Consider the following 22,054-nt stretch of genomic DNA (forward strand, 5'->3'; position numbering starts at 1 on the left):
CATGAGCAACGACGCCCCTACCCCCGAGTCCGGCAGGATCCCGAACAAGGGCAAGCTGGCCAAGGACCTCAACGAGGTCATCCGCTACACGCTCTGGTCCGTCTTCAAGCTGAAGGACGTCCTCCCCGAGGACCGCGCCGGGTACGCCGACGAGGTCCAGGAGCTGTTCGACCAGCTCGCCGCCAAGGACGTGACGATCCGCGGCACGTACGACGTCTCGGGCCTGCGCGCCGACGCCGACCTCATGATCTGGTGGCACGCGGAGACCAGCGACGCGCTGCAGGAGGCGTACAACCTCTTCCGCCGGACGAAGCTGGGCCGCGCCCTGGAGCCCGTCTGGTCGAACATGGCGCTGCACCGCCCCGCCGAGTTCAACCGCGCGCACATCCCGGCGTTCCTCGCCGACGAGACGCCCCGCGACTACGTGAGCGTCTACCCCTTCGTGCGCTCCTACGACTGGTACCTGCTGCCGGACGAGGACCGCCGCCGCATGCTCGCCGACCACGGCAAGATGGCCCGCGGCTACCCGGACGTGCGCGCCAACACCGTCGCCTCGTTCTCCCTCGGCGACTACGAGTGGATCCTCGCCTTCGAGGCCGACGAGCTGTACCGCATCGTCGACCTCATGCGTCACCTGCGCGCATCGGAGGCCCGTATGCACGTCCGCGAAGAGGTGCCGTTCTACACGGGCCGCCGCAAGGACATCGCCGAACTGGTCGCCTCTCTGGCCTGATCAGCGGACGCGTCCGACGGCCCCGGCCCGGTTCGGGGCCGTCGGCTTCGGCTCGGCGTGCGGGGCGCACTCCGCGCGCCGTCCCGGCAGCCGCCCCTCCAGCAGATACGCCTCCACATGGCCGTTGACGCAGGCGTTCGGGCCGCCCGCCAGACCGTGGGCGCCGGCGTCCCGCTCCGTCACGAGGACCGAGCCGGCGAGGCGGTCGCGCAGTTCCAGGGCGCCGTCGTACGGCGTGGCGGCGTCCCGCTCGGCGGCCAGGATCAGCGTCGGCGGCAGCTCACCCGGCCCGGCGCCGACGTCCAGCGGCCGCTGCCGGGGCGCCTTCCAGTAGGCGCACGGCAGGTTCGTCCACACGTTGTCCCAGGTCTCGAAGGGCGCCACCCGCGCGAGCCGGGTGTTGTCCCGGTCCCACACCCGCCAATCGGTGGGCCAGGGGGCGTCGTTGCACTCGACGGCCAGGTAGACCGCGCGTGAGTTCTCCGCCTCGGCCGCCGCCCCCGGGTGCTGCTCCGCCTGTTCGACCAGCGGCCCGGGATCGCCCTCGAGATACGCCGACAGCGCGTGCGCGCGGTGCGGCCACTGGTCGTCGTAGTACCCGGCCTGCAGGAACGCCCCCTGCAACTGCCCAGGCCCGACCTTCCCGCCCGCCGGCTCGGCGGCCAGCCTCGCGCTCGCCCGCTCGTAGCTGCGCAGCACCTCCCGCGCGGTCCTGCCCAGCCCGTAGACGTCGTGGTGCCGGGCGATCCACGCCCGGAAGTCCGCCCAGCGGGCCTCGAACGCCGCCGACTGGGCCAGGTTGTTGCGGTACCAGATCCGTGTGGGGCCGGGGTGGACCACCGAGTCGAACACCATCCGCCGTACGTGCGCTGGGAACAGCGTCGCGTACAGGGCACCGAAGTAGGTGCCGTAGGACGAGCCCATGAAGGTCAGCCGCTCCTCGCCGAGCGCGGCGCGCAGCACGTCGAGGTCGCGGGCGTTGTTCAGCGAGTGGTAGTGGCGCAGCGCGTCGCCGGCCCGCTCGGCGCAGCCGCGCGCGTACGCCTCCGCCTGCGCGACGCGTTCCCGCTTGTACGACTCCGAGGGGTGGGACGGCGCCTGCTCGGGCCCGGTGAAGAACCGCTTCGGGTCCGTGCACGACAGCGGCGCGGAACGGCCGACCCCGCGCGGGGCGTAGCCGACGAGGTCGTAGGCGGCCGCGATCCGCTTCCACTCGGGGAGCAGGCCCATGAGCGGGAAGTACAGGCCGGTGGCGCCGGGACCGCCCGGGTTGTGGACGAGGGCGCCCTGCCGGGGGACCTCGCGCTTGCTGTTGTGGGGGTCCTTCCGCGTGGCCCGGGCCCTGCTGACGGAGAGTTCGATCTGCCGGCCGTCCGGGCGGGCGTAGTCCAGCGGGACGCTCACCGTGCCGCACTGCATGCTGCCGGGCAGGTCCTGCGCGTCGGGGCAGGGGCCGAAGGCGACACCGGCAGCCTTCGCGCGCGCGGCGGCCACGGCGGTGCCGCGTCTCTCGGCCGCCCCGGTGCGGTCCGCGGTGTCCGGTGCCGCGGTGAGGGTGCTCAGCAGCAGGGACCCGGCTGCCGAGTAGAGGAGGGCGGCTCTCATCGCGTATCCCTTCGGTGCACGGTGGCGACGAAAGGGATGTTTCGTTCGGCGCGGGGGGAAGGCAAGCACCGTCCGCCGGTGTCGGGCCCGATGCCCCTGTGCGCCCCCGGTCCGTCAGTCGTGCGGCTCGCGGTGCGCGAACGCGGCACGCAGATCCGGTTCGCCGATCGCGCCGACGCCCCGCACGGCCACCGAGGTGAGGTACGTGCGGTCGTCGGCGGCGCCGTCCGCGGTCCGGGTCAGCCCGCCGAGCAGGCGCTGACCGGCCGGGGAGGCCCAGCGCGAGTAGGGGTGGATCTCGACCCGCGCGACGGCCAGGCAGCTCAGGGCAAGGGCGAGGGGCAGCGCGAACCACAGGGCGACCAGGTGCCGCGGCATGTCCGGCGGAGCGGGCGTCAGCAACGCGGCCACGCCCAGCCCGAGGACGGCGACCGCCGCGACGCGCACCTGCCGTACGGCCGCCGTGACCGTCGTACGGGCGCTGTCCGGCACCGCGAGCCCCGCGCGCACCAGCCCCTCGGCGATCCCGTGCACCGCCTCCGCCGTCGCGGCCGTGGCCCGCACCGGCGCGATACGGGACTGTCCTTCGGGTCCGATGGCGCCTATCACCGACCGCTCCATCTCGTCCCGCCCGCGCGGGTCGACGACCGTCGCCCAGCCGGTGTGGGCCAGCAGCAGGCGGCGCTGGCGCGCCATGGCGACCAGGGTCACGTCGGCGACCCGCCGGGGCCCGCCGGAGAGGAACGCGGCCTCGTACAGCGTGAGTTCACGACCCCGGCCGGTGTCCGCGTCCACGGCCGCGGCTCGAACGGCGGCCAGACACAGGCGCGTGCACGCGGTGCCGGCCACGGCCCAGGCCGCCAGCAGGAAAAGAACCCAGAGCATATGTTGTTTGTATGTGACACGGTCCCGAAAACACCATGCCTCGTTCACAATCCGGACGGAGTGTTGTCGGTATGTGACGTTCCGTTTCCTTCCGGTGGCGGGCTCCGGGCTGTGGGTGGGTGGCGGGCACCGTGGGCCGGGTGACTAGCCCAGCCGGGTCCTCTGGGCCGTCCGGACGTCGCCGCGGCGGTGTGCCCCGTGGCCGCCGCCCGTCCGATGGGCCATGTTGCTGACCGTCGAGCCGGTGTGGCTCCGGCCGGACGCGAAGGAGGCCCCGCGGTGGGTGAGCTGTACATCGACGGCGAGTGGACACAGGCGGCGGCCGGCGGGCGCCGGGACGTGATCAACCCCTATGACGCCTCGGTCGTCACCACCGTCGACGAGGCCGACGCCACCGACGTCGACCGCGCCGTGCGCGCCGCCCGGCGCGCCTTCGCCGAGGAGGACTGGGCGAACGCCCCCACCCGCCGCCGTGCCGACCTGCTGATGCGCGTCCACGACCTGCTGCTGCGCGACCGGGAGGACATCGCGCGCACCGAGACGCTCGACACCGGCAAGACGCTCACCGAGGCCCGGATCGACGTGGAGGACGTGGCGAACGCGTTCCGCTACTTCGCCGAACTCGCGGGCAAGGACGGCGGCCGGGTCGTCGACGTCGGCCCGGACGTCCTCAGCCGCGTCGTCTACCAGCCCGTCGGTGTGTGCGCGCTCATCGCCCCCTGGAACTACCCGCTGCTGCAGGCCTCCTGGAAGGTCGCCCCCGCGCTCGCCGCCGGCAACACCTTCGTCCTCAAGCCCAGCGAGACCACCCCGCTCACCACCGTCGCCATGATCCGCCTCATCGAGGAGGCCGGCGCCCCGCCCGGCGTAGCCAACCTGGTACTCGGCTCCGGCGCGACCGTCGGCGCGGCCCTGACCGGCCACCCCGACGTCGACCTGGTCTCCTTCACCGGCGGCCTGAACACCGGACGGGCCATCATGGCCAGCGCCGCCGACGGACCGCGGAACATCGCCCTGGAACTGGGCGGCAAGAACCCCAACATCGTCTTCGCCGACGCCGACTTCGAGGCCGCCGTCGACTTCGCCCTGGACGCCGCCTTCCTGCACTCCGGGCAGGTCTGCTCGGCCGGTTCTCGCCTGCTCGTCGAGGACGCGCTGCACGACCGGTTCGTCGAGGCCTACGCCGAGCGGGCCCGGGCGATCCGTCTGGGCAACGGCATGGACGAGGGCACCGAGAGCGGTCCGCTCAGCTCCGCCGGGCACCGCGAGAAGGTCGAGGGCCACATCGCCCTCGCCCAGGAGGAGGGCGCCCGGCTCGTCACCGGAGGCACCCGCCCCGACGACCCCGCCCTCAGCCGCGGGTTCTTCCTGCTGCCGACGATCTTTGCCGACTGCGACCGGTCCATGCGCATCGTCCAGGAGGAGGTCTTCGGCCCGGTCGTCACCGTCGAGCGCTTCCGCACCGAGGACGAGGCGGTGGAGCTGGCCAACGACACCCGCTACGGCCTCGCCGGCGGCGTGTGGACCTCCGACGCGAGCCGCGCCCAGCGCGTCGCCCTGCGGCTGCGGCACGGCACCGTGTGGATCAACGACTTCCACCCCTACGTACCGCAGGCCGAGTGGGGCGGCTTCGGCCGCTCCGGCGTGGGACGCGAACTCGGACCGACGGGCCTGCGCGAGTACCAGGAGGCCAAGCACATCTACCAGAACCTCGCCCCCGCCCCCTCCGGCTGGTTCAAGGGCTGACCCGCACGCCACATCGCACCACCATGAAAGGCACGGCATGGCCACCACCCCCGCGCACGGCGCCGAGTCCGCCTACGACTACGTCATCGTCGGCGGCGGCACCGCCGGCTGCGTACTCGCCGCCCGGCTGAGCGAGGACCCCGACCGCCGCGTCTGCGTCATCGAGGGCGGCCCCAGCGATGTCGGCGACGAGCGCATCCTGCGCCTGCGCAACTGGATCAACCTGCTCGGCTCGGAGTTCGACTACGGCTACACCACCGTCGAGCAGCCGCGCGGCAATTCGCACATCCTGCACTCACGGGCCCGGGTGCTCGGCGGCTGCTCCTCGCACAACACGCTGATCAGCTTCCTGCCGCTGCCGCAGGACCTCGACGACTGGGTGCGGCACGGCTGCGCCGGCTGGGACCCGGCGACGATCCTGCCCTACCGCGACCGGCTGCTGACGAAGATCGTCCCGGTGGCCGAGGCCGACCGCAATCCCATCGCCGAGGACTTCGTCACCGCGGCCTCCCGCGCCCTCGGCGTCCCCGTCGTGGACGACTTCAACGCCGAACCCTTCGCCGACGGCACCGGCTTCTTCTCCCTGGCCTACCAGCCGGAGGGCAACCTGCGCTCCTCCGCGTCCGTCGCCTACCTCCACCCGGTGCTGGACCGGCCCAACCTCACGCTGAAGCTGGAGACCTGGGCCCACCGGCTGATCCCGGACGAGTCGGGCCGGCTGACGCGGGTCGCCGTCCGGGGCGCCGACGGCGAACCCGCCACCGTGCGCGCCGAGCGCGAACTCCTGCTGTGCGCCGGGGCCATCGACACCCCGCGCCTGCTGCTGCTCTCCGGCATCGGCCCGGCCGACGACCTGCGTGCCCTGGGCATCAAGGTGCGGGCCGACCTGCCCGGCGTCGGCGAGAACCTCCTGGACCACCCCGAGTCCGTGATCGTCTGGGAGACCGCGGGGCCGCTGCCGCCCAACTCCGCGATGGACTCCGACGCCGGCCTGTTCCTGCGCCGCGACCGGGGTCAGCCGCGCCCCGACCTGATGTTCCACTTCTACCAGGTGCCGTTCACCGTCAACACCGAACGCCTGGGCTACCCCGTACCACGGCACGGTGTTTGCATGACGCCGAACGTGCCGCGGGCCCGTTCCACCGGCCGTATGTGGCTGCGCAGCAGCAACCCCGCCGAGCATCCCGCCCTGGACTTCCGGTACTTCACCGACCCCGAGGGCCACGACGAGCGCACCCTCGTGGACGGGCTGAAGGTGGCCCGCGAGGTCGCCGCGACCGAGCCGCTGCGCGACTGGCTCGTCCGCGAGGTCGCGCCCGGACCGGACGTCGTCTCCGACGCCGACCTGTCGGAGTACGGACGCCGCGCGGCCCACACCGTCTACCACCCGGCCGGCACCTGCCGCATGGGCGCCGCGGACGACCCGGCCGCCGTCTGCGACCCCGAGCTGAGACTGCGGGGCTTCGAGGGCGTGCGGATCGTCGACGCGTCGGTGTTCCCGACGATGCCCACCATCAACCCGATGGTGACCGTGCTGCTCGCCGCCGAACGCGCGGCCGACCTGATCACCGGCCGCCCCGGGTTCGCCGGCCGGGCGGCGGCGCGGTGACCGCTCCACGGCCCCCCGCAGGGCCGGCCGCCGCGGGTGTGGCTCGTGTACGGCCGCCCGGAGGGCCCCGTGTCCGGCCGGTCCCGGCCCGGGCGCCGGGTCACCAGGACGCCACCCGCGTCCCCCGCGCCCGGAAGTTCGGGCAATGACAAGAGGCCTCCCCGGCTCCGCGGGCCGCGGCAGACGCCGCCGGCAACCGGGAGCCGGGGTCCTGGCCCTCAGCGAAGGAGGAACGCGGCTGTGTCGACCACTGGAGAGAAGGGCCCCGGAACGGCGCCGGAGGAGACACCGGCGGAGGAGGTGGGCACGGCCCGCCTGAAACCCTTTGTGTTCTTCGGGGCGGCCGTCCTGGTCCTCGCGATCTCGATCTGGGCGATCATCACCCCCACCGGTGCGGAATCGGCCATCGGAGTGGTGGTCGGCAAGATCTCCGAATGGTTCGGCTGGTACTACTTCCTCGCCGCGACCTTGTATCTGCTGTTCGTCGTCTTCATCGCCGTGTCCAAGTACGGCACGGTCAAGCTGGGCCCCCAGCACTCCAGGCCCGACTACGGCCTGTTCACCTGGGGGGCGATGCTCTTCGCTGCGGGCATCGGCATCGACCTGATGTTCTTCTCGGTCTCCGGCCCGGTCAGCCACTACCTCGCGCCGCCGCAGGGCGACCCGGAGACGCTCGGGGCCGCCCGGCAGGCCGTGGTGTGGACGCTGTTCCACTACGGCATCACCGGCTGGGGCATGTACGCGCTGATGGGCATGGCGCTCGGCTACTTCTCCTTCCGCCACCGGCTGCCGCTCGCGATCCGCTCCGCGCTCTATCCGATCATCGGCCGCCGAATTCACGGTCGGATCGGTGACACCGTCGACCTGGCGGCCGTCATCGGCACCGTGTTCGGCATCGGCGTGACGCTCGGCATCGGCGTGGTGCAGCTGAACTACGGACTGAAAGTCCTCTTCGACGTGGCGGAAGGGCTGTCCGCGCAGATCGCCCTGATCGTCGTCGCGGTGGCGATGGCCACCGCGTCCGCGGCGTCCGGCGTGGACAAGGGAATCCGCCGGCTGTCGCAGCTCAACATCCTCCTCGCAACCCTGCTGATGCTCTACATCCTGGTCGTGGGCGAGCCGTTCCGGCTGCTCAACGCAGTGGTCCAGAACGTCGGAGACTACGTCAGCCGCTTCCCGTCGATGACCCTGAACACCTTCGCCTATGACCGGCCCACCGAGTGGCTGGACGCGTGGACGCTCTTCTTCTGGGCCTGGTGGGTCGCCTGGGCCCCGTTCGTCGGACTCTTCCTGGCCCGCATCTCGCGCGGCCGTACCCTGCGTGAGTTCATCGCGGCGACGCTGGTCATCCCGTTCCTCTTCACCGGCCTCTTCTTGGCGATTTTCGGCAACAGCGCCCTGTTCGTGGTGCGCGATGGGAACGCCGAGTTCGGCGAAACCGCCATGAACGTCCCCGAGCAGGGCTTCTACAGCCTCCTGGAGCAGTACCCGGGATTCCTGTTCAGCGCGGGACTCGCGACGTTCGTCGGGCTGCTGCTGTACGTCACCTCCGCCGACTCCGGAGCCCTGGTCATGGGCAACCTCAGCGCTGAACTGCCCACCCCGGTGACCGACGCGCCCGCGTGGCTGCGCGTCTTCTGGGCGGTGGCGACCGGTCTGCTCACGCTCGCCATGCTCATCGTGGGCGGTGTGCAGGCGCTCACCAACGCCACCATCATCATGGGCCTGCCGTTCTCCTTCGTCATGTTCCTGATCATGGCCGGGCTCTACCTGGCGTTGCGTACCGAGCGGATGAAGGTGGAGGCGAGGGTCACCACGCTGCCTGCGTCGCTTTCCGGACGTATGCCGCAGCACGGTCTGCCGGGGGCGCCGAACTGGCGGCACCGGCTGGCGCGCGCGATGGCGTTCCCCAGCAGGCGGTCGGCCGCACGATTCGTCGACCAGGTGTGCCGTCCCGCCTTCCAGGAGGTCGCCGAGGAGCTGCGGCAGCAAGGAGCGCCGGCGCAGGTCATGGAAGGCACCGTCGAGGAGAACGGCCTCGCCCACGTCGGCCTGCGTGTGCCGATCGGCCCCAGCGACGAGTTCCTCTACGAGGTCTGGCCGGTGGAACTGCCGACCCCCGCCTTCGCCACCCGGTCGGTCAGCACGCACGACACCTACGTACGTTTCGAGGTCCGGATCGCCGAGGGCAACCAGGACTACGACGTGATGGGTTACACCCGGGAACAGCTCATCGCCGACAGCCTCGACCAGTACGAGCGGCACCTGGAGTTCCTGCGGGTGCGCCACGAGGCGGCCACCCGCTCGGGCCTGCCCGACCACCGCCCGGACGCGCCGGACGCGCACCTGCCCGAGGCGTAGCGTTCTCGCGCCGCAGGCGTCCCGCGGCGGTGGGGCGCGTGCCGCTGGGTGGTGGGTCGGGGCCGTGTCCGGGGGGTGGCCGTTCTCGGAACGGCGCGATGGGGGTCGGATAGCGGCTGACTGTCCGTTGACGCGCCAACCGGCTGCGGGCGAACATCCCCCCGACACGGCCCCTTGCGTACGTACGCGGGTGAAGGCGCTCGGGGGCGGGCCGGGTGGTTTGTCCTCAACGTCGCAGCAGTACCCTGCGCGTGGCGCGGACGAGCCGGTGGGCCGGTCGGGCGGAGCGCGGTGCGGGCCCCGACCGCTCCAGCCACCACGCCCGCAACTCCCGCCGCGCCCCCGTGTCACCAGGGTGCCCGGTGGACAGCAGGTGCTCGGCGAAGGTCAGGGCGTCACGCCGGTAGCCGGAGGCCATGGGGTGGGTCTGGGCGTAGCCGACGAACGCCGTGCGGTACCCGTCGCCGAGGATCACCGGCAGTTCGGGCGCGATCTTCGCCACGACGTCCGCGCGCTTCGCGGCGAGCGCCCTCGCCTGTACGCCGATCCGCACCCGGTCGAACCCCTCGGGCACGGGCGTCCCCGCGACGAGCGCCGACAGCAGCGCCGCCTGTGCCAGTGCGAGCCGCTGCCGGGCGCCGTCGACGTCCTCTTGGTGGGGCCGGCCGAAGGCGCCCCGTGTCGCCCCGGCCGCCCCGGTCTCATGGCCCTGCCGTACCGCCGCGGTCCCGGCAGCGGGCCCGCCGGTGACGCCTCGGGCGCGTTCCTGCCGTTCGGTGCCGGCCGCCACGAGCGAGCCACCGCCGACGCCCCCGGCCGCTTCCCGCCGCCCGGTCCCGGCACCCGCGAACAACTCATCGCCGCCGCTCTCGGGGATCGTTCCGGCCGCCGCACGGAGTTCCGCCTTCACGCGTTCGACAGCGCCCGCCTGAAGCGCCCGGCGGATCGTGCTCAGCTCGTGCTCCAGCTCCGCCGGTGCCGGGAAGTTCTCGTCGCGTTCCAGCAGAACGCCCGGCGGGGACACCCGGGAGGCGAGGTCCGTCAGGATGTCGAGGACCGGTCGCGGGACCGGGTGGGCGTGGCTGTCGTGCCAGACGCCGTCGCGTTCGAAGCCGCCGGCGACGTGGACGTAGGCGATGGCCTCCAGGGGCAGCTCGGCGAGCGCCTTGGCGGGGTCCTCGCCGCGGTTGACGTGGTTGGTGTGCAGGTTGGCCACGTCGATGAGGAGGCGGACGCCCGTGCGGTCGGCGAGGTCGTACAGGAACTGGCCCTCCGTCATCTCCTCGCCCGGCCAGCCGATCAGCGCCGCGATGTTCTCGACGGCCAGCGGCACCGGCAGTGAGTCCTGCGCGATGCGTACGTTCTCGCACAGGACGTCCAAGGCGTCCCGGGTCCGGGGGACGGGCAGCAGGTGACCGGCCTCCAGACGCGGGGACGCCGTCAGCGGCCCGCCCGCCCGCACGAACGCGATGTGCTCGGTGACCAGCGGCGAGCCCAGCGCCTCGGCACACTCGGCCAGCGCGGTCAGCCGGGCCGCGTCGGGCCGGTCCGCGCCCCCGAGACCGAGCGAGACGCCGTGCGGCACCACGGTGACGCCGCGCTCGCGCAGCCGCCGCAGCGAGTCGGGCAGGTGCCCGGGGCAGACGTTCTCGGCCACCGCCTCGACCCAGTCGATCCCCGGCATCCGCTCCACGGCGTCCGCGATCTCCGGCCGCCACCCGATGCCCGTCCCCAGTCGCTCCATCGTCCCCTCCTCCACCCGGCCCGTTCCTCGAACGTGAGGGGGGTATGGCCCAGCCGCCGGCCCCCGAACCGCGCCCCGCCCTCCTTCAGAGCAACATTTGAGGTTCGCGGTCCCGCGTCCCGTCTCCACCGACGGAGGCGCAAGGGTCGCGTCCTGCCCGGGCACGCCGTAGACCGGACCTGTGCCCGAAGGCAGCGAGCAGTCCCACCGCGGCGCGCGGCAGCGGGAACCGGAATCCCGGGCGGCCGCCGTCCGCCGGCTGCGGATCGTGGCCGGAGCCCTGCTCGTGGCAGGCGTCACGGCCTACTTCCTGCTGCCGCTGGAGGGCCTCGGTGCCGACCGCCCCTGGCTGGGCTGGCCGCTGTTCGTGCTGTGCCTGGCGCTCGTCGCCGCGCTGCTGCTGCGCCATGTGCGCGACATCGTGCTGGAGAAGCCGCGGGCCCGGTCGGGCATCATGATCTCGCTGCTGATGTGCCTGGCCGTGCTGGTCTTCTCGTCCGGGTACTACGCCCTCGCGCAGCAGCCGGGACAGTTCACCGGCCTGCGCACCCGGGTCGACGCGCTGTACTTCACCGTCGTCACCCTCGCGACCGTCGGCTACGGCGACATCACCCCGCGCGGGCAGGAGGCCCGGCTGGTGGCCGTCGCCCAGATCCTCTACACGTTCGTCTTCCTCACGGCGGCGGCCACCGCTCTGACACGGCGGATGCACGCGGTGGTCGCGGAGCGCGAGAGGCGCCCGCCGCCGCCCTGACCGGGCTTACACCGGGCGGGAGGGGCGGTAGTTGAACACCGACCAGAGGACGAACAGACCGGTCACGATCATGATGATCGACCAGAACGGCTGGTACGGCAGCCAGAGGAAGTTCGCGATCAGCGCCAGGCCGACCACGACCGCGCTCACGACCCGCGCCCAGGCGGCTCCGGCGAACAGGCCGAGCCCGGCCGCCACCACGAGCGCACCGACGATCACGTGGATCCAGCCCCACGCCGTCAGATCGAACTCGAACGAGTACTGGCCGAAGCTCGTGTACACCTCGTCACCGGCGATCGCCGCGATGCCCTGGAGCACCGCGAACAGGCCGTAGACGACCATCAGGACGCCGCCGAGAGCGAGCCCCCCGGCCGCCAGCGGGTCGCCGGAACCGCCCGGGCCGGAGCCGCCGGGCGTCCGGTCATCGGGGGCGGGCGGGGCAGGGGGAGGGGGCGCGGCGCTGGTCATGGCTGCCTCCGGGGGGTCGGTTCGGCTGGTAACCCCACTGGAGCATTCGTCCGGGACCGGCGCGCCTGCGGCTACTCCGAACGGGTGGACGCCGTGCGGGCGGGCCCGTGCGGCTCCCGGCGCAGCGCCGGGTGGTCCGCGACCACCGTGCACGAGCCGGGCGCGATCTCCGTGAAGCCCGCGTCGCGCACCAACGGCAGCCCGATGCCGGTCAGTTCGGGCCAGCGGGCCGGGTCCGCCGTGCGGGCGGCGAGCGGGAAGCCCGCGTCGTGCCAGGCGTCCCGCTCCTCGTCGGACAGCTCCCACCAGGCCAGTTGAGCGGCGTGGCCCGCCTGAGCCATCGCCTTGCCGGCCGACATGCCCAGGTCCGGGTTCAGCCACAGCACGGGGGCGGCCGGGTCCGCGTCCACCGGCGGCTCCGGGTCGTCCAGGTCGGTGCCGGAGACCTGGAGCCTGGCCAGGTCCTTGGGCCAGCCGTCCAGCGGGACGGGCGGGAACACCCGCACCTCGGCCGACTTGCCGGTGACCGTGATGCCGGGCAGCGCCTCGGCCCGCCGCCACTCGGCGCCGCGCGCCCGCCGCACCACCTTGCGGATCCGGGCGTCCTGCCAGTCCCGCATCGCCCCGGCCCACTCGCCCTCGCCGGCCGACCGCTCGTCCGCCAGGATCGTCAGCACGGCCCGCGCGGCCGTCTCCAGCGCGTCCGTACGCGCCGGCGGGTCCGCCCGCTCGATCCGCACGACGAGCGGCAGCACGAACTGCGGTGCCTCGTCACGAGCCGAGGGCTCGGACCGGAAGGGACTGTCGCTCACGGGCGCGGGGTCTTCGCTCACGAATCCCAGTGTGCCAGCCGGGAGATCGTGCAGGATGGCCGCATGCGACCCGACCTGTGCCTGCGGAACGCGGGCCGCCGTTACGGTCTGCGGGGTCCCTGGGTGCTGCGCGGTGTCGACCTCGCGGTGCAGCCGGGCCGGCTCGTGCGCGTCGAGGGCGCCAACGGCAGCGGCAAGTCCACGCTGCTGCGGCTGCTCGCCGGCATCGACGCGCCGAGCGAGGGCCGGATCACCGGCCGGCCGACGCGCACGGCGTATGTCCCGGAGCGGTTCCCGCCGGCCCTGCCCTTCACCGCCGCCGGCTACCTCACCCACCTCGGCGCCGTGCAGGGCCTGAGCCGGGCGGCGGCCGCCCGGGCTGCCCGGGAATGGCTGGAGCGCCTGGGCGCCGCCGGGTACGCGGAGACGCCCATGGCCCGGCTGTCGAAGGGCAGCAGTCAGAAGGTCGCGGTCGCGCAGGCCCTGCTGGCCCAGCCCGGGCTGCTGGTGCTGGACGAGGCGTGGACCGGCCTGGACACCACTGCCCGCGCCGAGTTGGAGCGCGCGGTCGCCGAACGCACGGCGGCCGGCGGGTCCGTGGTCTTCGTCGACCACGACCCGCGCCGCCTCGCGGGCCTGCCCGACGCGACGTACGCCGTGCGTGGCGGGGGCGTCGTCCGGCAGGAGCCCTCGCAGGCCGCGGCCGCGCCCGGCCCGCACGTGGTGGTCGAGACGCAGGGCCCGCCGGACGGACGGCTGCCCGAGGAGGTGCGCCGGACGGTCTCCTCGGCCGAGGAGACCGGGCCCGGCGCCCATCGCCTGTCCGTCCCGGCCCCGCACTCCGACGTCGTGCTCCGCGCCCTGCTGACGGCCCGCCCGCCGTGGCACGTGGTGAGCGTGACACCACAGGCGACCGCCCGGTGAGTCCGCACGCCGTTGCCCACGGGAGCCGCCGATGACCGCCCTCATGCGCTACCACGCCGCCCTGCTGATGCGCTCGCAGCGCTGGCTGCCGCCGTTCCTGCTGTACGCGGCCTTCCTCGCCATCGGCATCCAGGCCGGGCAGCCGGTGCTCGACTCGCTCGGGTACACGGCCGCCGCCCTGCTGCCCGTCGCCGCCTGGCTGGCGCGGATCTGTGTCACGGGCGAGCCGGACGCGGCACGCGGCTGTGCGGCGGCGGCCGCCGGTCCCGCGCGGGCTCATGTGGCCTGTCTGCTGGTGGCCCTGGCCGGCGCGGCGGCCCTCGGCACGCTCGCGACCCTCGCCGTGACGCTGCTCAGCGACCCGGTCGCCTCCGACCACCGCACCCGGGTGGCGCTCCCCGCCGCCTGCGGGGCCGGGCTGCTCGCCGCCCTGGCCTGCGCCCTGCTCGGCACCGCCGTCGGCGCCCTCACCAGCCGGCCCTTGCTGCGGTCGCCGGGCCGGGCCGTCCTCGCCCTGCTGCTCGCGGCGCTGCTGTCCCTGGTGGTCAGCGGCTCACCGGCCCGGGCAGTCGTGCAGGGTCTGGTCACCGGGTCGCAGCGGGGCACCGTCCCGCTGCCGCTGCTGCCCCTGGCCGCGGCGGCCCTGGTCACGGCCGGAGCGCTGGCCCTGGCCGGTGCTCTGGCCGCGCGCAGGTCACCCTGAGCAGGCGGTGCGCTGCGCCTCCAGCCACTCGCAGGCGGGGCAGAGCGTGATGCCCTTGTACGACTCGGGGTATTCCGTCGGCTCCCGGCACAGCACGCACTCCGCGTACGGCGGCCCGTCGGCGCGGGGCGGCCTGGTCGCGTCGATCAGGCAGTAGTCGTCCTCGCTCATACGTCCAGCGTAGGCCCGGGGCGAGCCCTCAGAGGTCCCGTTGTTCCAGGGGCTTGGTCGCCGGGCCCTGGATCACCTTGCCGTCGGTGTCGAAACGGGAGCCGTGGCAGGGGCACTCCCAGGCGCGTTCCGCGGCGTTGAAGTCGACCAGGCAGCCCAGGTGGGTGCAGCGGGCGGAGACGGCGTGGAGCCCGCCGTCGTCGTCCCGGTACACCGCGACACGGTGGCCGTCGGCCCGGACCACGGCGCCCTCGCCGGGCGGCAGGGACTCCACGGGCGGCGAAGGCCGCAGCCGGTCGCCCACGAAGTGCCCGGCGACCTTGGCCTGGGTCTTGAGGAACGCCGGCGCCTCACGCAGCGCGGGCTTCACCCGGCGCGGGTCGTACAGGCCGCTCCAGTCGCACTCCTCGCCCGTGATCTGCGCGGTCAGCAGCCGGCCCGCCATGATGCCGCCGGTCATGCCCCAGCCGCCGAAGCCGGTGGCCACATAGGCGTGCCGGGTGCCCGGGTGCAGTGGGCCGACCATCGGCACGGTGTCCGTGGGCTCGGTGTCCTGGGTGGCCCACCGGTGGGTGACCTCCAGGTCCGGGAAGTGACCGGTGGCCCAGGCGGTGAGGCGTTCGAAACGGGCTCGCGGGTCGCTCGTGCCCGGTGTGAAGTGCTCACCCGTGACGATGAGCAGCCGCCGGTCTTCCCCGTGGGGCGCGGTGCGCACCGAGCGGGTGTCCTCGTCGGGTGTGATGAACATGCCGTCCGGGTCCTGGTCCGCGGGGATCGTCCCGGCGACGACCAGCTCGCGACGCGTGGAGAGGCGGGCGAAGAGCAGGGCTCGGTCGAAGATCGGGTAGTGCGTCGCGACGACGACGTCCCGGGCCCGGACCGTCGCCCCGCTCGTGGTCGACAGCCTGCACGGCTCACCCTCGTCCAGGCCGAGGACGGTGGTGTCCTCGTAGATGCGCCCGCCGCGTTCGACCAGGTCGGCGGCGAGGGCCAGCAGGTACTTGCGCGGATGGAACTGGGCCTGCCCGGTGACCTCGACGGCGCCCGCCACCGGGAAGGGCAGCCCGGTCCCGGTGACGAACGAGGCGGGCAGCCCGGCCTCGGCCGCGGCCCGTGCCTCGGCGCGCAGTTCCTCCACGCGGCTCGCGTCGACGGCGTAGGTGTAAGCGCTCCTCGTCTCCCACTCGCAGTCGACGCCCAGTTCCCCGGCGATCCGGGCCGCGTGCTCGATCGCCTCCGACTGCGAACGCGCGTACAGGCGTGCGCCCTCGGGGCCGCGGGTGCGCCGCAGCTTGTCGTAGACGAGCGTGTGCAGGGCGGTGACCTTGGCGGTGGTGTGCCCGGTGACGCCGGCCGCGACCCGCCCGGCCTCCAGCACGGCCACGCTCCGCCCGGCCCGCGTCAGCTCCCACGCCGTGGACAGTCCGGCAATCCCGGCGCCGATCACCGCCACGTCGACGTCCACGTCCTCCGTGAGTGCCGGGTGGCGGCCGTCCGGTGCCGTGTCGAGCCAGTAGGAGCTGCTGACCTGCTGCTTCTCGCTCATGGCCGCCGAGTACCCCGGTCCGTGGGCTTCAGTGTCGGCGGGTCGCTTCACAGACGGGGCGGGCAGGAGGTAACGTACAACCAAATGGTTGTAGATGAGCTGAGTGACGAGACGGTGGACCGGCTGTTCCACGCCCTGGCCGACACCACGCGCCGGGACATACTGCGCCGCTGCGTGCGCGGGGAGCTGTCGGTGTCCCGGCTGGCCGAGGCCTACCCGATGAGCTTCGCCGCGGTGCAGAAGCACGTGGCGGTGCTGGAACGGGCCGGTCTGGTCACCAAGCAGCGCAGCGGACGGGAGCAGCTCGTGCGCACCGACCCCGACGCGGTGGGCCGCGCGCGCCAGGCCCTGGACGAACTGGAGTCCGCATGGCGCGGGCGCGTGGACCGGATGGCCCGGCTGCTCGCCGAGGACCCCGCAACCGAAGAGAACGACACGACGGAAGGACCCGAGCGATGACTGTCACCAGCGTCGACAAGGACCTCGACCACCTCACCCTCACCCTGGTCGCCGACTTCACCGCCCCGGTCGAGCGGGTGTGGCGGCTGTGGGCCGACCCCCGGCAGCTGGAGCGCTGGTGGGGCCCGCCGACCTACCCGGCGACCGTGGAGGAGCACGACCTGACCCCCGGCGGAGAGGTCACCTACTTCATGACCGGCCCGGAGGGCGACCGGCACCGTGGCTGGTGGCGGATCACCTCGGTCAGCGAGCCGACGGCCCTGGAGTTCACCGACGGCTTCGCCGACGACGACGGCAAGCCCAAGGACGACATGCCGACCATGTCCGTGACGGTGCGGCTCAGCGAGCACGGCGGCGGCACCCGGATGGAGATGCGCTCCCTGTTCGACTCCCGGGAGCAGATGGACCAGCTGACCACCATGGGCATGGAGGAGGGCCTGAAGGAGGCCGTCGGCCAGATCGACGCCCTGCTCGCGGCCTGACCGGGCGGCTCAGGGCCGCTCCAGCAGCCGCTTCCGGCACTCGGCCACGTCGAAGTCGGCCTTCGGGTACCGCGGATCCAGCTCCTGGAGGTGCTCCAGGAGCAGCGTGCTGACCGCCCAGTTGCGGTACCACTTGTGGTCGGCAGGGACCAGGTACCAGGGCGCGCGCGAGGAGCCGCAGCGCTCCAGGGCGATCTCGTAGGCCTCCTGGAACGCGGGCCACAGGGCACGGTCGTCGATGTCCGAAGGCGCGAACTTCCAGTGCTTCTCCGGCTTGTCGAGGCGCTTGAGCAGCCGGCGGCGCTGCTCGTCGTAGGAGAGGTGCAGAAAGCACTTGATCAAGGTCACGCCGTCGTCGGCGAGGGACCGCTCGAAGCGGTTGATCTGCTCGTAGCGCCGCGCGATCTCGGGGGCGGGTGCGAGTTCCCGGACGCGGGCGATCAGCACGTCCTCATAGTGCGAGCGGTCGAAGATGCCCAGTTCGCCGTGGTTCGGGAGCGCCTGTTCCACCCGCCACAGGAAGGGGTGCGCGCGCTCCTCGGGGGTCGGCGTCCTGAACGCGGTGATCCGGCAGCCGGACGGGTTGAGCAGGCCGATGACGTGCTTGACCGTGCCGCCCTTGCCGCTGGTGTCCATGCCCTGCAGGACCAGCAGCACGCGGCGCCGGTCGCCCTTGGTGCTCGCCGCCCACAGCCGCTCCTGGAGGACGGCCAGCCGCTCACCGACGCGGGCCGTGGCGGCCCTGCCCGCGGCCTTGCCGTCCGGGCCGGCGGGGGTGGTGGCCGCGTCGTACCGGGTCAGGTCGACCGGCTCACCGGTGGAGAGGCGCAGCCGGTCCCGCAGCGACGTGCTGTCCTTGTGTGTCACCGGGGCCCCTTGGGGTCGTGCGCCTCGACGGTCCGGGCGGGGCACCGGGCTTCGCGCCCGCCGCCCCGGCCGGAGCGGAACGCCGGCTACCGGCGCCAGGGGCCCGTCACCGCGAACGTGGTGCCGGGCCGATAGCAGTTGACGTACATCGTGTCGCCGTCCGGGGAGAAGGTCACCCCGGCGAACTCACCCCATTCGGGCTCTTCCGGAGTGCCGATGTTCTGCCGGTTGCGGGCCATCGCGTAGACCTCGCCGCGCCGGGTGACACCGTAGACGTGCTGGGCGCCGTCGCCGTCCTCGCAGACCATGAGGCCGCCGCTGGGCGCCAGGCAGATGTTGTCCGGTGACTCGCCCGGCATCTGCACGTCGGTGTCCGGGCCGAAGACGATCACCAGGGTGAGCCGGCGGCGCTCGGGGTCGTAGCGCCAGACCTGCCCGAAGTGGTCGGCGGCCGAACCGTCCGACCGGCGCGCGAAGGACGACACGAAGTACACCGAACGGCCGCCCCAGTAGCAGCCCTCCAGCTTCTGCGCGTGCGTGATGCCCTTGCGGCCGAAGTCCTGGAACCGGATCGGCGTCTGCGCGGCCTGCGGGTCCGGTACGTCCACCCACTCGACGCGGTCGAACTCCGCGCCCACGTCCTGGATCGAGGACAGGTCCGGCACACCGGGCACGCGCATGGCCTGGAGCCGGCCGCCCGCGCGCAGCGAACCCCTGCCGCCCAGCGGCCGGTCCGGAAGGAAGCGGTAGAAGAGGCCGAAGGGCTTCTCGAAGGCGTCCTCGGTCTCGTAGACCACGCCCCGCCGGGGGTCGACGGCGATCGCCTCGTGCGCGAAGCGGCCCATCGCGGTCAGCGGCACGGCCCCGGTGCGGTGCGGGTCGGCCGGGTCGACCTCGAAGATGAAGCCGTGGTCCTTGGTGTAGCCGTTGGTCCCTGCCTTGTCCTCGGTCTCCTCGCAGGTCAGCCAGGTGTCCCACGGGGTGGGGCCACCCGCGCAGTTCACGGCCGTACCGGCGATCGCGACGCGTTCCGACCGGACCCGGTTGCGGGAGTCCAGCGTCAGGGCCGTACAGCCGCCCTTGCCGGCCGGGTCGTAGGTGAGGCCCTCGACGGCCGGGACCGGGACCTTGCCGTCGGCGCGGTTCTCGTGGTTGCGGACCAGGTGGACCTGGCCGCCTCTGCCCGGGAAGGCCGACATGCCGTCGTGGTTGGAGGGGACCTCGCCCTCGCCGGAGCGGAGTTCGGCCCCCTCGCGGGAGAGGATCCGGTAGTGGAACCCCTTCGGCAGGTCGAGGATGTCCTTCGGGTCGGGGACGAGCGGGCCGTAGCCGGTGCGACCCAGGCCCTGTGCGGCGGCGGTGCCGGTGAAGAGTTCGGACAGGGCACCGGAGAACGCGATCCCGACGCCCAGGGCGCCGGTTCCGGCGAGCATCTGACGTCGTGTGGCGAAGCGACCGGACTCGGTCATGGGGAAACCTTCCTGCTGGCGGACAGGAACTGTGATCCCGCTGTGTCTATCACCTGGTGCGGGCGGCGGGAACCACGCGCGTAGCACGGGTCACTTCTCTACGGCGCGCCGCAGCTGTTCGATGGCCTCTTCGGCCTGGTCCGAGCGGTCCACGGCGCGCTCCGGGATCTCCGCGGGGTCCGCGGTCTCCGCGTGTCCCGGGCTCTGTGCGTGTCCCGCGTTCTGCGCGTGCTCCGGGCTCTGTGCGTGTCCCGCGTTCCGCGCGTGCTCCGGGCCCTGCGCGGGGGGCTGCTGGCCCCGTTCCAGGAACCGCAGCAGTTCCACCGGAATGGGCAGGACCAGCGTGGAGTTCTTCTCCGCCGCCACCGCCATGACGGTCTGCAGCAGCCGGAGCTGGAGGGCCGAGGGCGTGTCGGCCATCTGGCGGGCGGCCTGGGCCAGCTTCTTGGAGGCCTGGTACTCGGCGTCGGCGTTGATCAGCCGGGCCCGCCGCTCCCGGTCGGCCTCGGCCTGGCGGGCCATGGAGCGCTTCATGGTGTCCGGCAGGGAGACGTCCTTGATCTCCACGCGGTCGATGGTCACGCCCCACTCCACGGCCGGGCTGTCGATCATCAGCTCCAGGCCCTGGTTGAGCTTCTCCCGGTTGGACAGCAGGTCGTCCAGCTCGCTCTTGCCGATGATCGAGCGCAGCGAGGTCTGGGCCATCTGCGAGACGGCGAAGCGGTAGTCCTCGACGTTGACGATCGCGGCCGCCGGGTCCACGACCTTGAAGTACACCACCGCGTCGACCCGCACGGTCACGTTGTCGCGGGTGATGCCCTCCTGGGCGGGGATCGGCATGGTCACGATCTGCAGGTTGACTTTGCGCATCCGCTCCACCGCGGGGACCACGAGGTTGAACCCGGGCCGTCGCACGTCCCCGTGCAGGCGCCCGAGCCGGAAGACGACCCCGCGCTCGTACTGCTTGACGACCCGCGCCGCGGCGGCCACGTACACCAGCGCGCCGGCTCCGACGGCGGCCACCACGCCGACCAGCTCTTCGACCATGCCGACCTCCCTGTTCAGAGGTCCGAATCCATCTGCTCATGTAACGATATGCCCGGAATGGGGCTCAGGGCCATGTCCTGGGATCCGGGCCGGGAGGAAGGCCGACGCATGTGGTCCGGGGCGCGCGGGGTGCGCGCCCCGGACCAGGGCCTGGTCGATCCGTTCAGGCGGCTATGCGGCGGTGACCTTCTCCGCCTCGGCCTCCTCGGCCTTCTCGGTCTCCGTGACCTTCACCGGCTCGGTACCCGTCGAGCTGTGGCGTGCGGCCCAGTTCTCCAGGGCCGTGCGGCAGGCGTGGTCGAGGTGGTGCAGCCCCGAGAGGTCCAGCGTGACCGGGCGGTCCTGCGGCAGGCTCTCCAGGCTGTCGAGGATCTTCGGCAGTCGCAGGAAGGTGGCGTTGCCGGACAGGTACGCCTGGATCGGGCCGGCGCCCTTGTCTATGATCTCCATCTTGAGGTGCGAGGCCTCCCAGGCGGTCTTGACGACCGACAGGGCCAGACCGATGAGCACGCCCTCGAACATGTTCACCGCGACGATCGACACGGCGGTGACGACGAGGATGAGCGCCTCGCCCCGGTGCTCCTTCCACAGCGGCACCATCTTGGCGAAGGGGATCAGCTTCCAGCCCGCGTGGACCAGGATGCCGGCGAGCGCGGGCAGCGGGATCAGGGCCAGCGTGGACGGCAGCAGCGCGGCGAACAGCAGCAGCCACACGCCGTGCAGCACCCGGGACGCCTTGGTCCTGGCGCCGGCGCTGACGTTGGCGGAGCTGCGGACGATGACCGCGGTCATCGGCAGTGCGCCGAGCGCACCGCAGATCGTGTTGCCCGCGCCCTGCGCCATCAGCTCCTTGTCGTACTGCGTGCGCGGGCCGTCGTGCAGCCGGTCCACGGCGGCGGCGCTGAAGAGGCTCTCCGCCGACGCGATCAGCGTGAAGGCGATGATCGTGCCGATGATGCCGACGCCCAGGCCGCCGAAGGCGTCCAGGCCGGGCGGCTGGATGGAGTCCAGCAGGCCCTTCACCTCGACCGTGGCGACCGGCAGGTCGAACACGGCGGTGGCCGCGATCGCCAGGATCACCGCGGCGAGCGCGCCGGGCACGGCCTGCACCCGCTTCGGCAGCTTCTTCCAACCCACCATCACCGCGATGGTGGCCGCGCCGAGCACGAGGGACGTGAGGGCCGCCGTGCTGCCGGCCGCGTCGACGGCGGCACCGGGCAGGCCCAGGATCTTGTCGATGCCGGAGGCGGGTGCCTTCAGCCCGGCTGTCGCATACAGCTGACCGGCTATGAGCACCAGGCCGATTCCGGCCAGCATGCCCTCGACGACCGAGACCGAGATCGCGCGGAACCAGCGGCCGAGCTTCAGGGCGCCCATGATCAGCTGGAGCAGACCGGCGGCCAGCACGATGATGCCGAGCGCGGGCAGCCCGTACTCCTGGACCGCCTCGAAGACGAGCACGGTCAGACCGGCGGCCGGCCCGGATACCTGCAGGCTGCTGCCCGGCAGGAATCCGGTGACGAGGCCGCCCACGATGCCGGTGACCAGACCGAGTTCGGCCGGGACACCGGAGGCCACGGCCACGCCCACGCACAGCGGGAGCGCGACCAGGAACACGACGAGCGAGGCGGTGAAGTCCTGCCTGAGGTAGGGGAACTTGGTCATGGCG

20 protein-coding genes are annotated in these 22,054 nt (G+C 72.9%); 9 read left to right on the forward strand and 11 right to left on the reverse strand.

The annotated features are described in order from the left end of the window. Position 1 precedes the first annotated feature (1 nt). Positions 2-733 carry a hydrogen peroxide-dependent heme synthase gene (hemQ, locus tag ACFY9S_RS17820; RefSeq protein ID WP_351625747.1) on the forward strand — a complete coding sequence of 244 codons (732 nt, stop codon included), beginning with the start codon at positions 2-4 and terminating at the stop codon, positions 731-733. Here the strand turns inward: hemQ and ACFY9S_RS17825 are convergent, their stop codons facing one another. Both ACFY9S_RS17825 and ACFY9S_RS17830 read right to left on the reverse strand, forming a co-directional pair. Beyond that, positions 734-2,338, reverse strand: coding sequence for an alpha/beta fold hydrolase (locus ACFY9S_RS17825; RefSeq protein WP_391129093.1), 1,605 nt, complete (start codon positions 2,336-2,338; stop codon positions 734-736). A 114-nt stretch (positions 2,339-2,452) separates the two neighbouring features. Next, on the reverse strand, positions 2,453-3,223 hold the full coding sequence (locus ACFY9S_RS17830) for a TIGR04222 domain-containing membrane protein (protein WP_102910919.1): 771 nt from the start codon (positions 3,221-3,223) through the stop codon (positions 2,453-2,455). Positions 3,224-3,502: 279 nt separating this feature from the next. Here ACFY9S_RS17830 and ACFY9S_RS17835 point away from each other — a divergent pair, with 279 nt between their 5' ends. From ACFY9S_RS17835 to betT, 3 genes are all read left to right on the forward strand, one after another. Then, positions 3,503-4,969, forward strand: a complete 1,467-nt coding sequence (locus tag ACFY9S_RS17835; RefSeq protein WP_391129096.1) for an aldehyde dehydrogenase family protein — start codon at positions 3,503-3,505, stop codon at positions 4,967-4,969. 37 nt (positions 4,970-5,006) lie between these two features. Next, positions 5,007-6,578 (forward strand): GMC oxidoreductase, encoded by a 1,572-nt coding sequence (locus ACFY9S_RS17840; protein ID WP_391129099.1) that lies wholly within the window; start codon positions 5,007-5,009, stop codon positions 6,576-6,578. Positions 6,579-6,818: 240 nt separating this feature from the next. Then, positions 6,819-8,939 carry a choline BCCT transporter BetT gene (gene betT, locus ACFY9S_RS17845; RefSeq protein WP_391129102.1) on the forward strand — a complete coding sequence of 707 codons (2,121 nt, stop codon included), beginning with the start codon at positions 6,819-6,821 and terminating at the stop codon, positions 8,937-8,939. A 226-nt stretch (positions 8,940-9,165) separates the two neighbouring features. Here the strand turns inward: betT and ACFY9S_RS17850 are convergent, their stop codons facing one another. Continuing rightward, complete coding sequence (locus ACFY9S_RS17850) at positions 9,166-10,683, reverse strand: DUF692 family multinuclear iron-containing protein (RefSeq protein WP_391129105.1); 1,518 nt, start codon at positions 10,681-10,683, stop codon at positions 9,166-9,168. 181 nt (positions 10,684-10,864) lie between these two features. On the opposite strand from ACFY9S_RS17850, the gene ACFY9S_RS17855 reads away from it, so the two are divergent. Beyond that, positions 10,865-11,437, forward strand: a complete 573-nt coding sequence (locus ACFY9S_RS17855) for an ion channel (RefSeq protein WP_391129108.1) — start codon at positions 10,865-10,867, stop codon at positions 11,435-11,437. A gap of 6 nt (positions 11,438-11,443) precedes the next feature. On the opposite strand, the gene ACFY9S_RS17860 is transcribed toward ACFY9S_RS17855, so the two are convergent. Both ACFY9S_RS17860 and ACFY9S_RS17865 read right to left on the reverse strand, forming a co-directional pair. Then, positions 11,444-11,905 carry a hypothetical protein gene (locus tag ACFY9S_RS17860; RefSeq protein WP_391129111.1) on the reverse strand — a complete coding sequence of 154 codons (462 nt, stop codon included), beginning with the start codon at positions 11,903-11,905 and terminating at the stop codon, positions 11,444-11,446. 71 nt (positions 11,906-11,976) lie between these two features. Further along, on the reverse strand, positions 11,977-12,738 hold the full coding sequence (locus tag ACFY9S_RS17865) for a peptidyl-tRNA hydrolase (RefSeq protein ID WP_391129114.1): 762 nt from the start codon (positions 12,736-12,738) through the stop codon (positions 11,977-11,979). A 42-nt stretch (positions 12,739-12,780) separates the two neighbouring features. Between ACFY9S_RS17865 and ACFY9S_RS17870 the strand changes: the two genes are divergently transcribed. After that, positions 12,781-13,641, forward strand: a complete 861-nt coding sequence (locus ACFY9S_RS17870; RefSeq protein WP_391129115.1) for an ATP-binding cassette domain-containing protein — start codon at positions 12,781-12,783, stop codon at positions 13,639-13,641. A gap of 31 nt (positions 13,642-13,672) precedes the next feature. Further along, on the forward strand, positions 13,673-14,344 hold the full coding sequence (locus ACFY9S_RS17875; protein ID WP_391129118.1) for an ABC transporter: 672 nt from the start codon (positions 13,673-13,675) through the stop codon (positions 14,342-14,344). Here the strand turns inward: ACFY9S_RS17875 and ACFY9S_RS17880 are convergent. Together ACFY9S_RS17880 and ACFY9S_RS17885 are read right to left on the reverse strand one after the other, a co-directional pair. After that, positions 14,336-14,515, reverse strand: coding sequence for a hypothetical protein (locus ACFY9S_RS17880; RefSeq protein ID WP_102911160.1), 180 nt, complete (start codon positions 14,513-14,515; stop codon positions 14,336-14,338). The genes ACFY9S_RS17875 and ACFY9S_RS17880 overlap by 9 nt on opposite strands. A gap of 28 nt (positions 14,516-14,543) precedes the next feature. Next, a complete protein-coding gene (locus ACFY9S_RS17885; RefSeq protein WP_391129121.1) occupies positions 14,544-16,061 on the reverse strand; it encodes an FAD-dependent oxidoreductase in 1,518 nt (505 codons plus the stop codon). Positions 16,062-16,145: 84 nt separating this feature from the next. Between ACFY9S_RS17885 and ACFY9S_RS17890 the strand changes: the two genes are divergently transcribed. Together ACFY9S_RS17890 and ACFY9S_RS17895 are read left to right on the forward strand one after the other, a co-directional pair. Beyond that, entirely contained in the window at positions 16,146-16,520 is a 375-nt protein-coding gene (locus tag ACFY9S_RS17890) for a metalloregulator ArsR/SmtB family transcription factor (RefSeq protein ID WP_391129124.1), read from the forward strand. After that, complete coding sequence (locus tag ACFY9S_RS17895; RefSeq protein WP_391129127.1) at positions 16,517-17,002, forward strand: SRPBCC domain-containing protein; 486 nt, start codon at positions 16,517-16,519, stop codon at positions 17,000-17,002. The genes ACFY9S_RS17890 and ACFY9S_RS17895 overlap by 4 nt, the downstream gene beginning before the upstream one ends. A gap of 9 nt (positions 17,003-17,011) precedes the next feature. Here the strand turns inward: ACFY9S_RS17895 and ACFY9S_RS17900 are convergent, their stop codons facing one another. The 4 genes from ACFY9S_RS17900 to ACFY9S_RS17915 all read right to left on the reverse strand — a co-directional run bounded on the left by ACFY9S_RS17900 (position 17,012) and on the right by ACFY9S_RS17915 (position 22,050). Continuing rightward, on the reverse strand, positions 17,012-17,869 hold the full coding sequence (locus tag ACFY9S_RS17900) for a PPK2 family polyphosphate kinase (RefSeq protein ID WP_391129130.1): 858 nt from the start codon (positions 17,867-17,869) through the stop codon (positions 17,012-17,014). A gap of 86 nt (positions 17,870-17,955) precedes the next feature. After that, on the reverse strand, positions 17,956-19,338 hold the full coding sequence (locus ACFY9S_RS17905) for an alkaline phosphatase PhoX (protein ID WP_391129133.1): 1,383 nt from the start codon (positions 19,336-19,338) through the stop codon (positions 17,956-17,958). Between the two features lie 90 nt (positions 19,339-19,428). Then, a complete protein-coding gene (locus tag ACFY9S_RS17910) occupies positions 19,429-20,385 on the reverse strand; it encodes an SPFH domain-containing protein (RefSeq protein WP_391129135.1) in 957 nt (318 codons plus the stop codon). Between the two features lie 171 nt (positions 20,386-20,556). After that, positions 20,557-22,050, reverse strand: coding sequence for a SulP family inorganic anion transporter (locus ACFY9S_RS17915; RefSeq protein WP_391129137.1), 1,494 nt, complete (start codon positions 22,048-22,050; stop codon positions 20,557-20,559). Positions 22,051-22,054: the final 4 nt, after the last annotated feature.

Origin of the sequence: Streptomyces sp. NPDC012474, assembly GCF_042955185.1 — a bacterium.
GTDB lineage: Bacteria > Actinomycetota > Actinomycetes > Streptomycetales > Streptomycetaceae > Streptomyces > Streptomyces cahuitamycinicus.

Excerpts from the sequence above, each read along its gene's own strand:
- hemQ (WP_351625747.1), top strand. The coding sequence starts at position 2 with ATGAGCAACGACGCCCCTACCCCCGAGTCCGGCAGGATCCCGAACAAG.
- ACFY9S_RS17825 (WP_391129093.1), bottom strand. The coding sequence starts at position 2,338 with ATGAGAGCCGCCCTCCTCTACTCGGCAGCCGGGTCCCTGCTGCTGAGC.
- ACFY9S_RS17830 (WP_102910919.1), bottom strand. The coding sequence starts at position 3,223 with ATGCTCTGGGTTCTTTTCCTGCTGGCGGCCTGGGCCGTGGCCGGCACC.
- ACFY9S_RS17840 (WP_391129099.1), top strand. The coding sequence starts at position 5,007 with ATGGCCACCACCCCCGCGCACGGCGCCGAGTCCGCCTACGACTACGTC.
- ACFY9S_RS17850 (WP_391129105.1), bottom strand. The coding sequence starts at position 10,683 with ATGGAGCGACTGGGGACGGGCATCGGGTGGCGGCCGGAGATCGCGGAC.
- ACFY9S_RS17860 (WP_391129111.1), bottom strand. The coding sequence starts at position 11,905 with ATGACCAGCGCCGCGCCCCCTCCCCCTGCCCCGCCCGCCCCCGATGAC.
- ACFY9S_RS17870 (WP_391129115.1), top strand. The coding sequence starts at position 12,781 with ATGCGACCCGACCTGTGCCTGCGGAACGCGGGCCGCCGTTACGGTCTG.
- ACFY9S_RS17875 (WP_391129118.1), top strand. The coding sequence starts at position 13,673 with ATGACCGCCCTCATGCGCTACCACGCCGCCCTGCTGATGCGCTCGCAG.
- ACFY9S_RS17880 (WP_102911160.1), bottom strand. The coding sequence starts at position 14,515 with ATGAGCGAGGACGACTACTGCCTGATCGACGCGACCAGGCCGCCCCGC.
- ACFY9S_RS17885 (WP_391129121.1), bottom strand. The coding sequence starts at position 16,061 with ATGAGCGAGAAGCAGCAGGTCAGCAGCTCCTACTGGCTCGACACGGCA.
- ACFY9S_RS17890 (WP_391129124.1), top strand. The coding sequence starts at position 16,146 with ATGGTTGTAGATGAGCTGAGTGACGAGACGGTGGACCGGCTGTTCCAC.
- ACFY9S_RS17895 (WP_391129127.1), top strand. The coding sequence starts at position 16,517 with ATGACTGTCACCAGCGTCGACAAGGACCTCGACCACCTCACCCTCACC.
- ACFY9S_RS17905 (WP_391129133.1), bottom strand. The coding sequence starts at position 19,338 with ATGACCGAGTCCGGTCGCTTCGCCACACGACGTCAGATGCTCGCCGGA.
- ACFY9S_RS17910 (WP_391129135.1), bottom strand. The coding sequence starts at position 20,385 with ATGGTCGAAGAGCTGGTCGGCGTGGTGGCCGCCGTCGGAGCCGGCGCG.
- ACFY9S_RS17915 (WP_391129137.1), bottom strand. The coding sequence starts at position 22,050 with ATGACCAAGTTCCCCTACCTCAGGCAGGACTTCACCGCCTCGCTCGTC.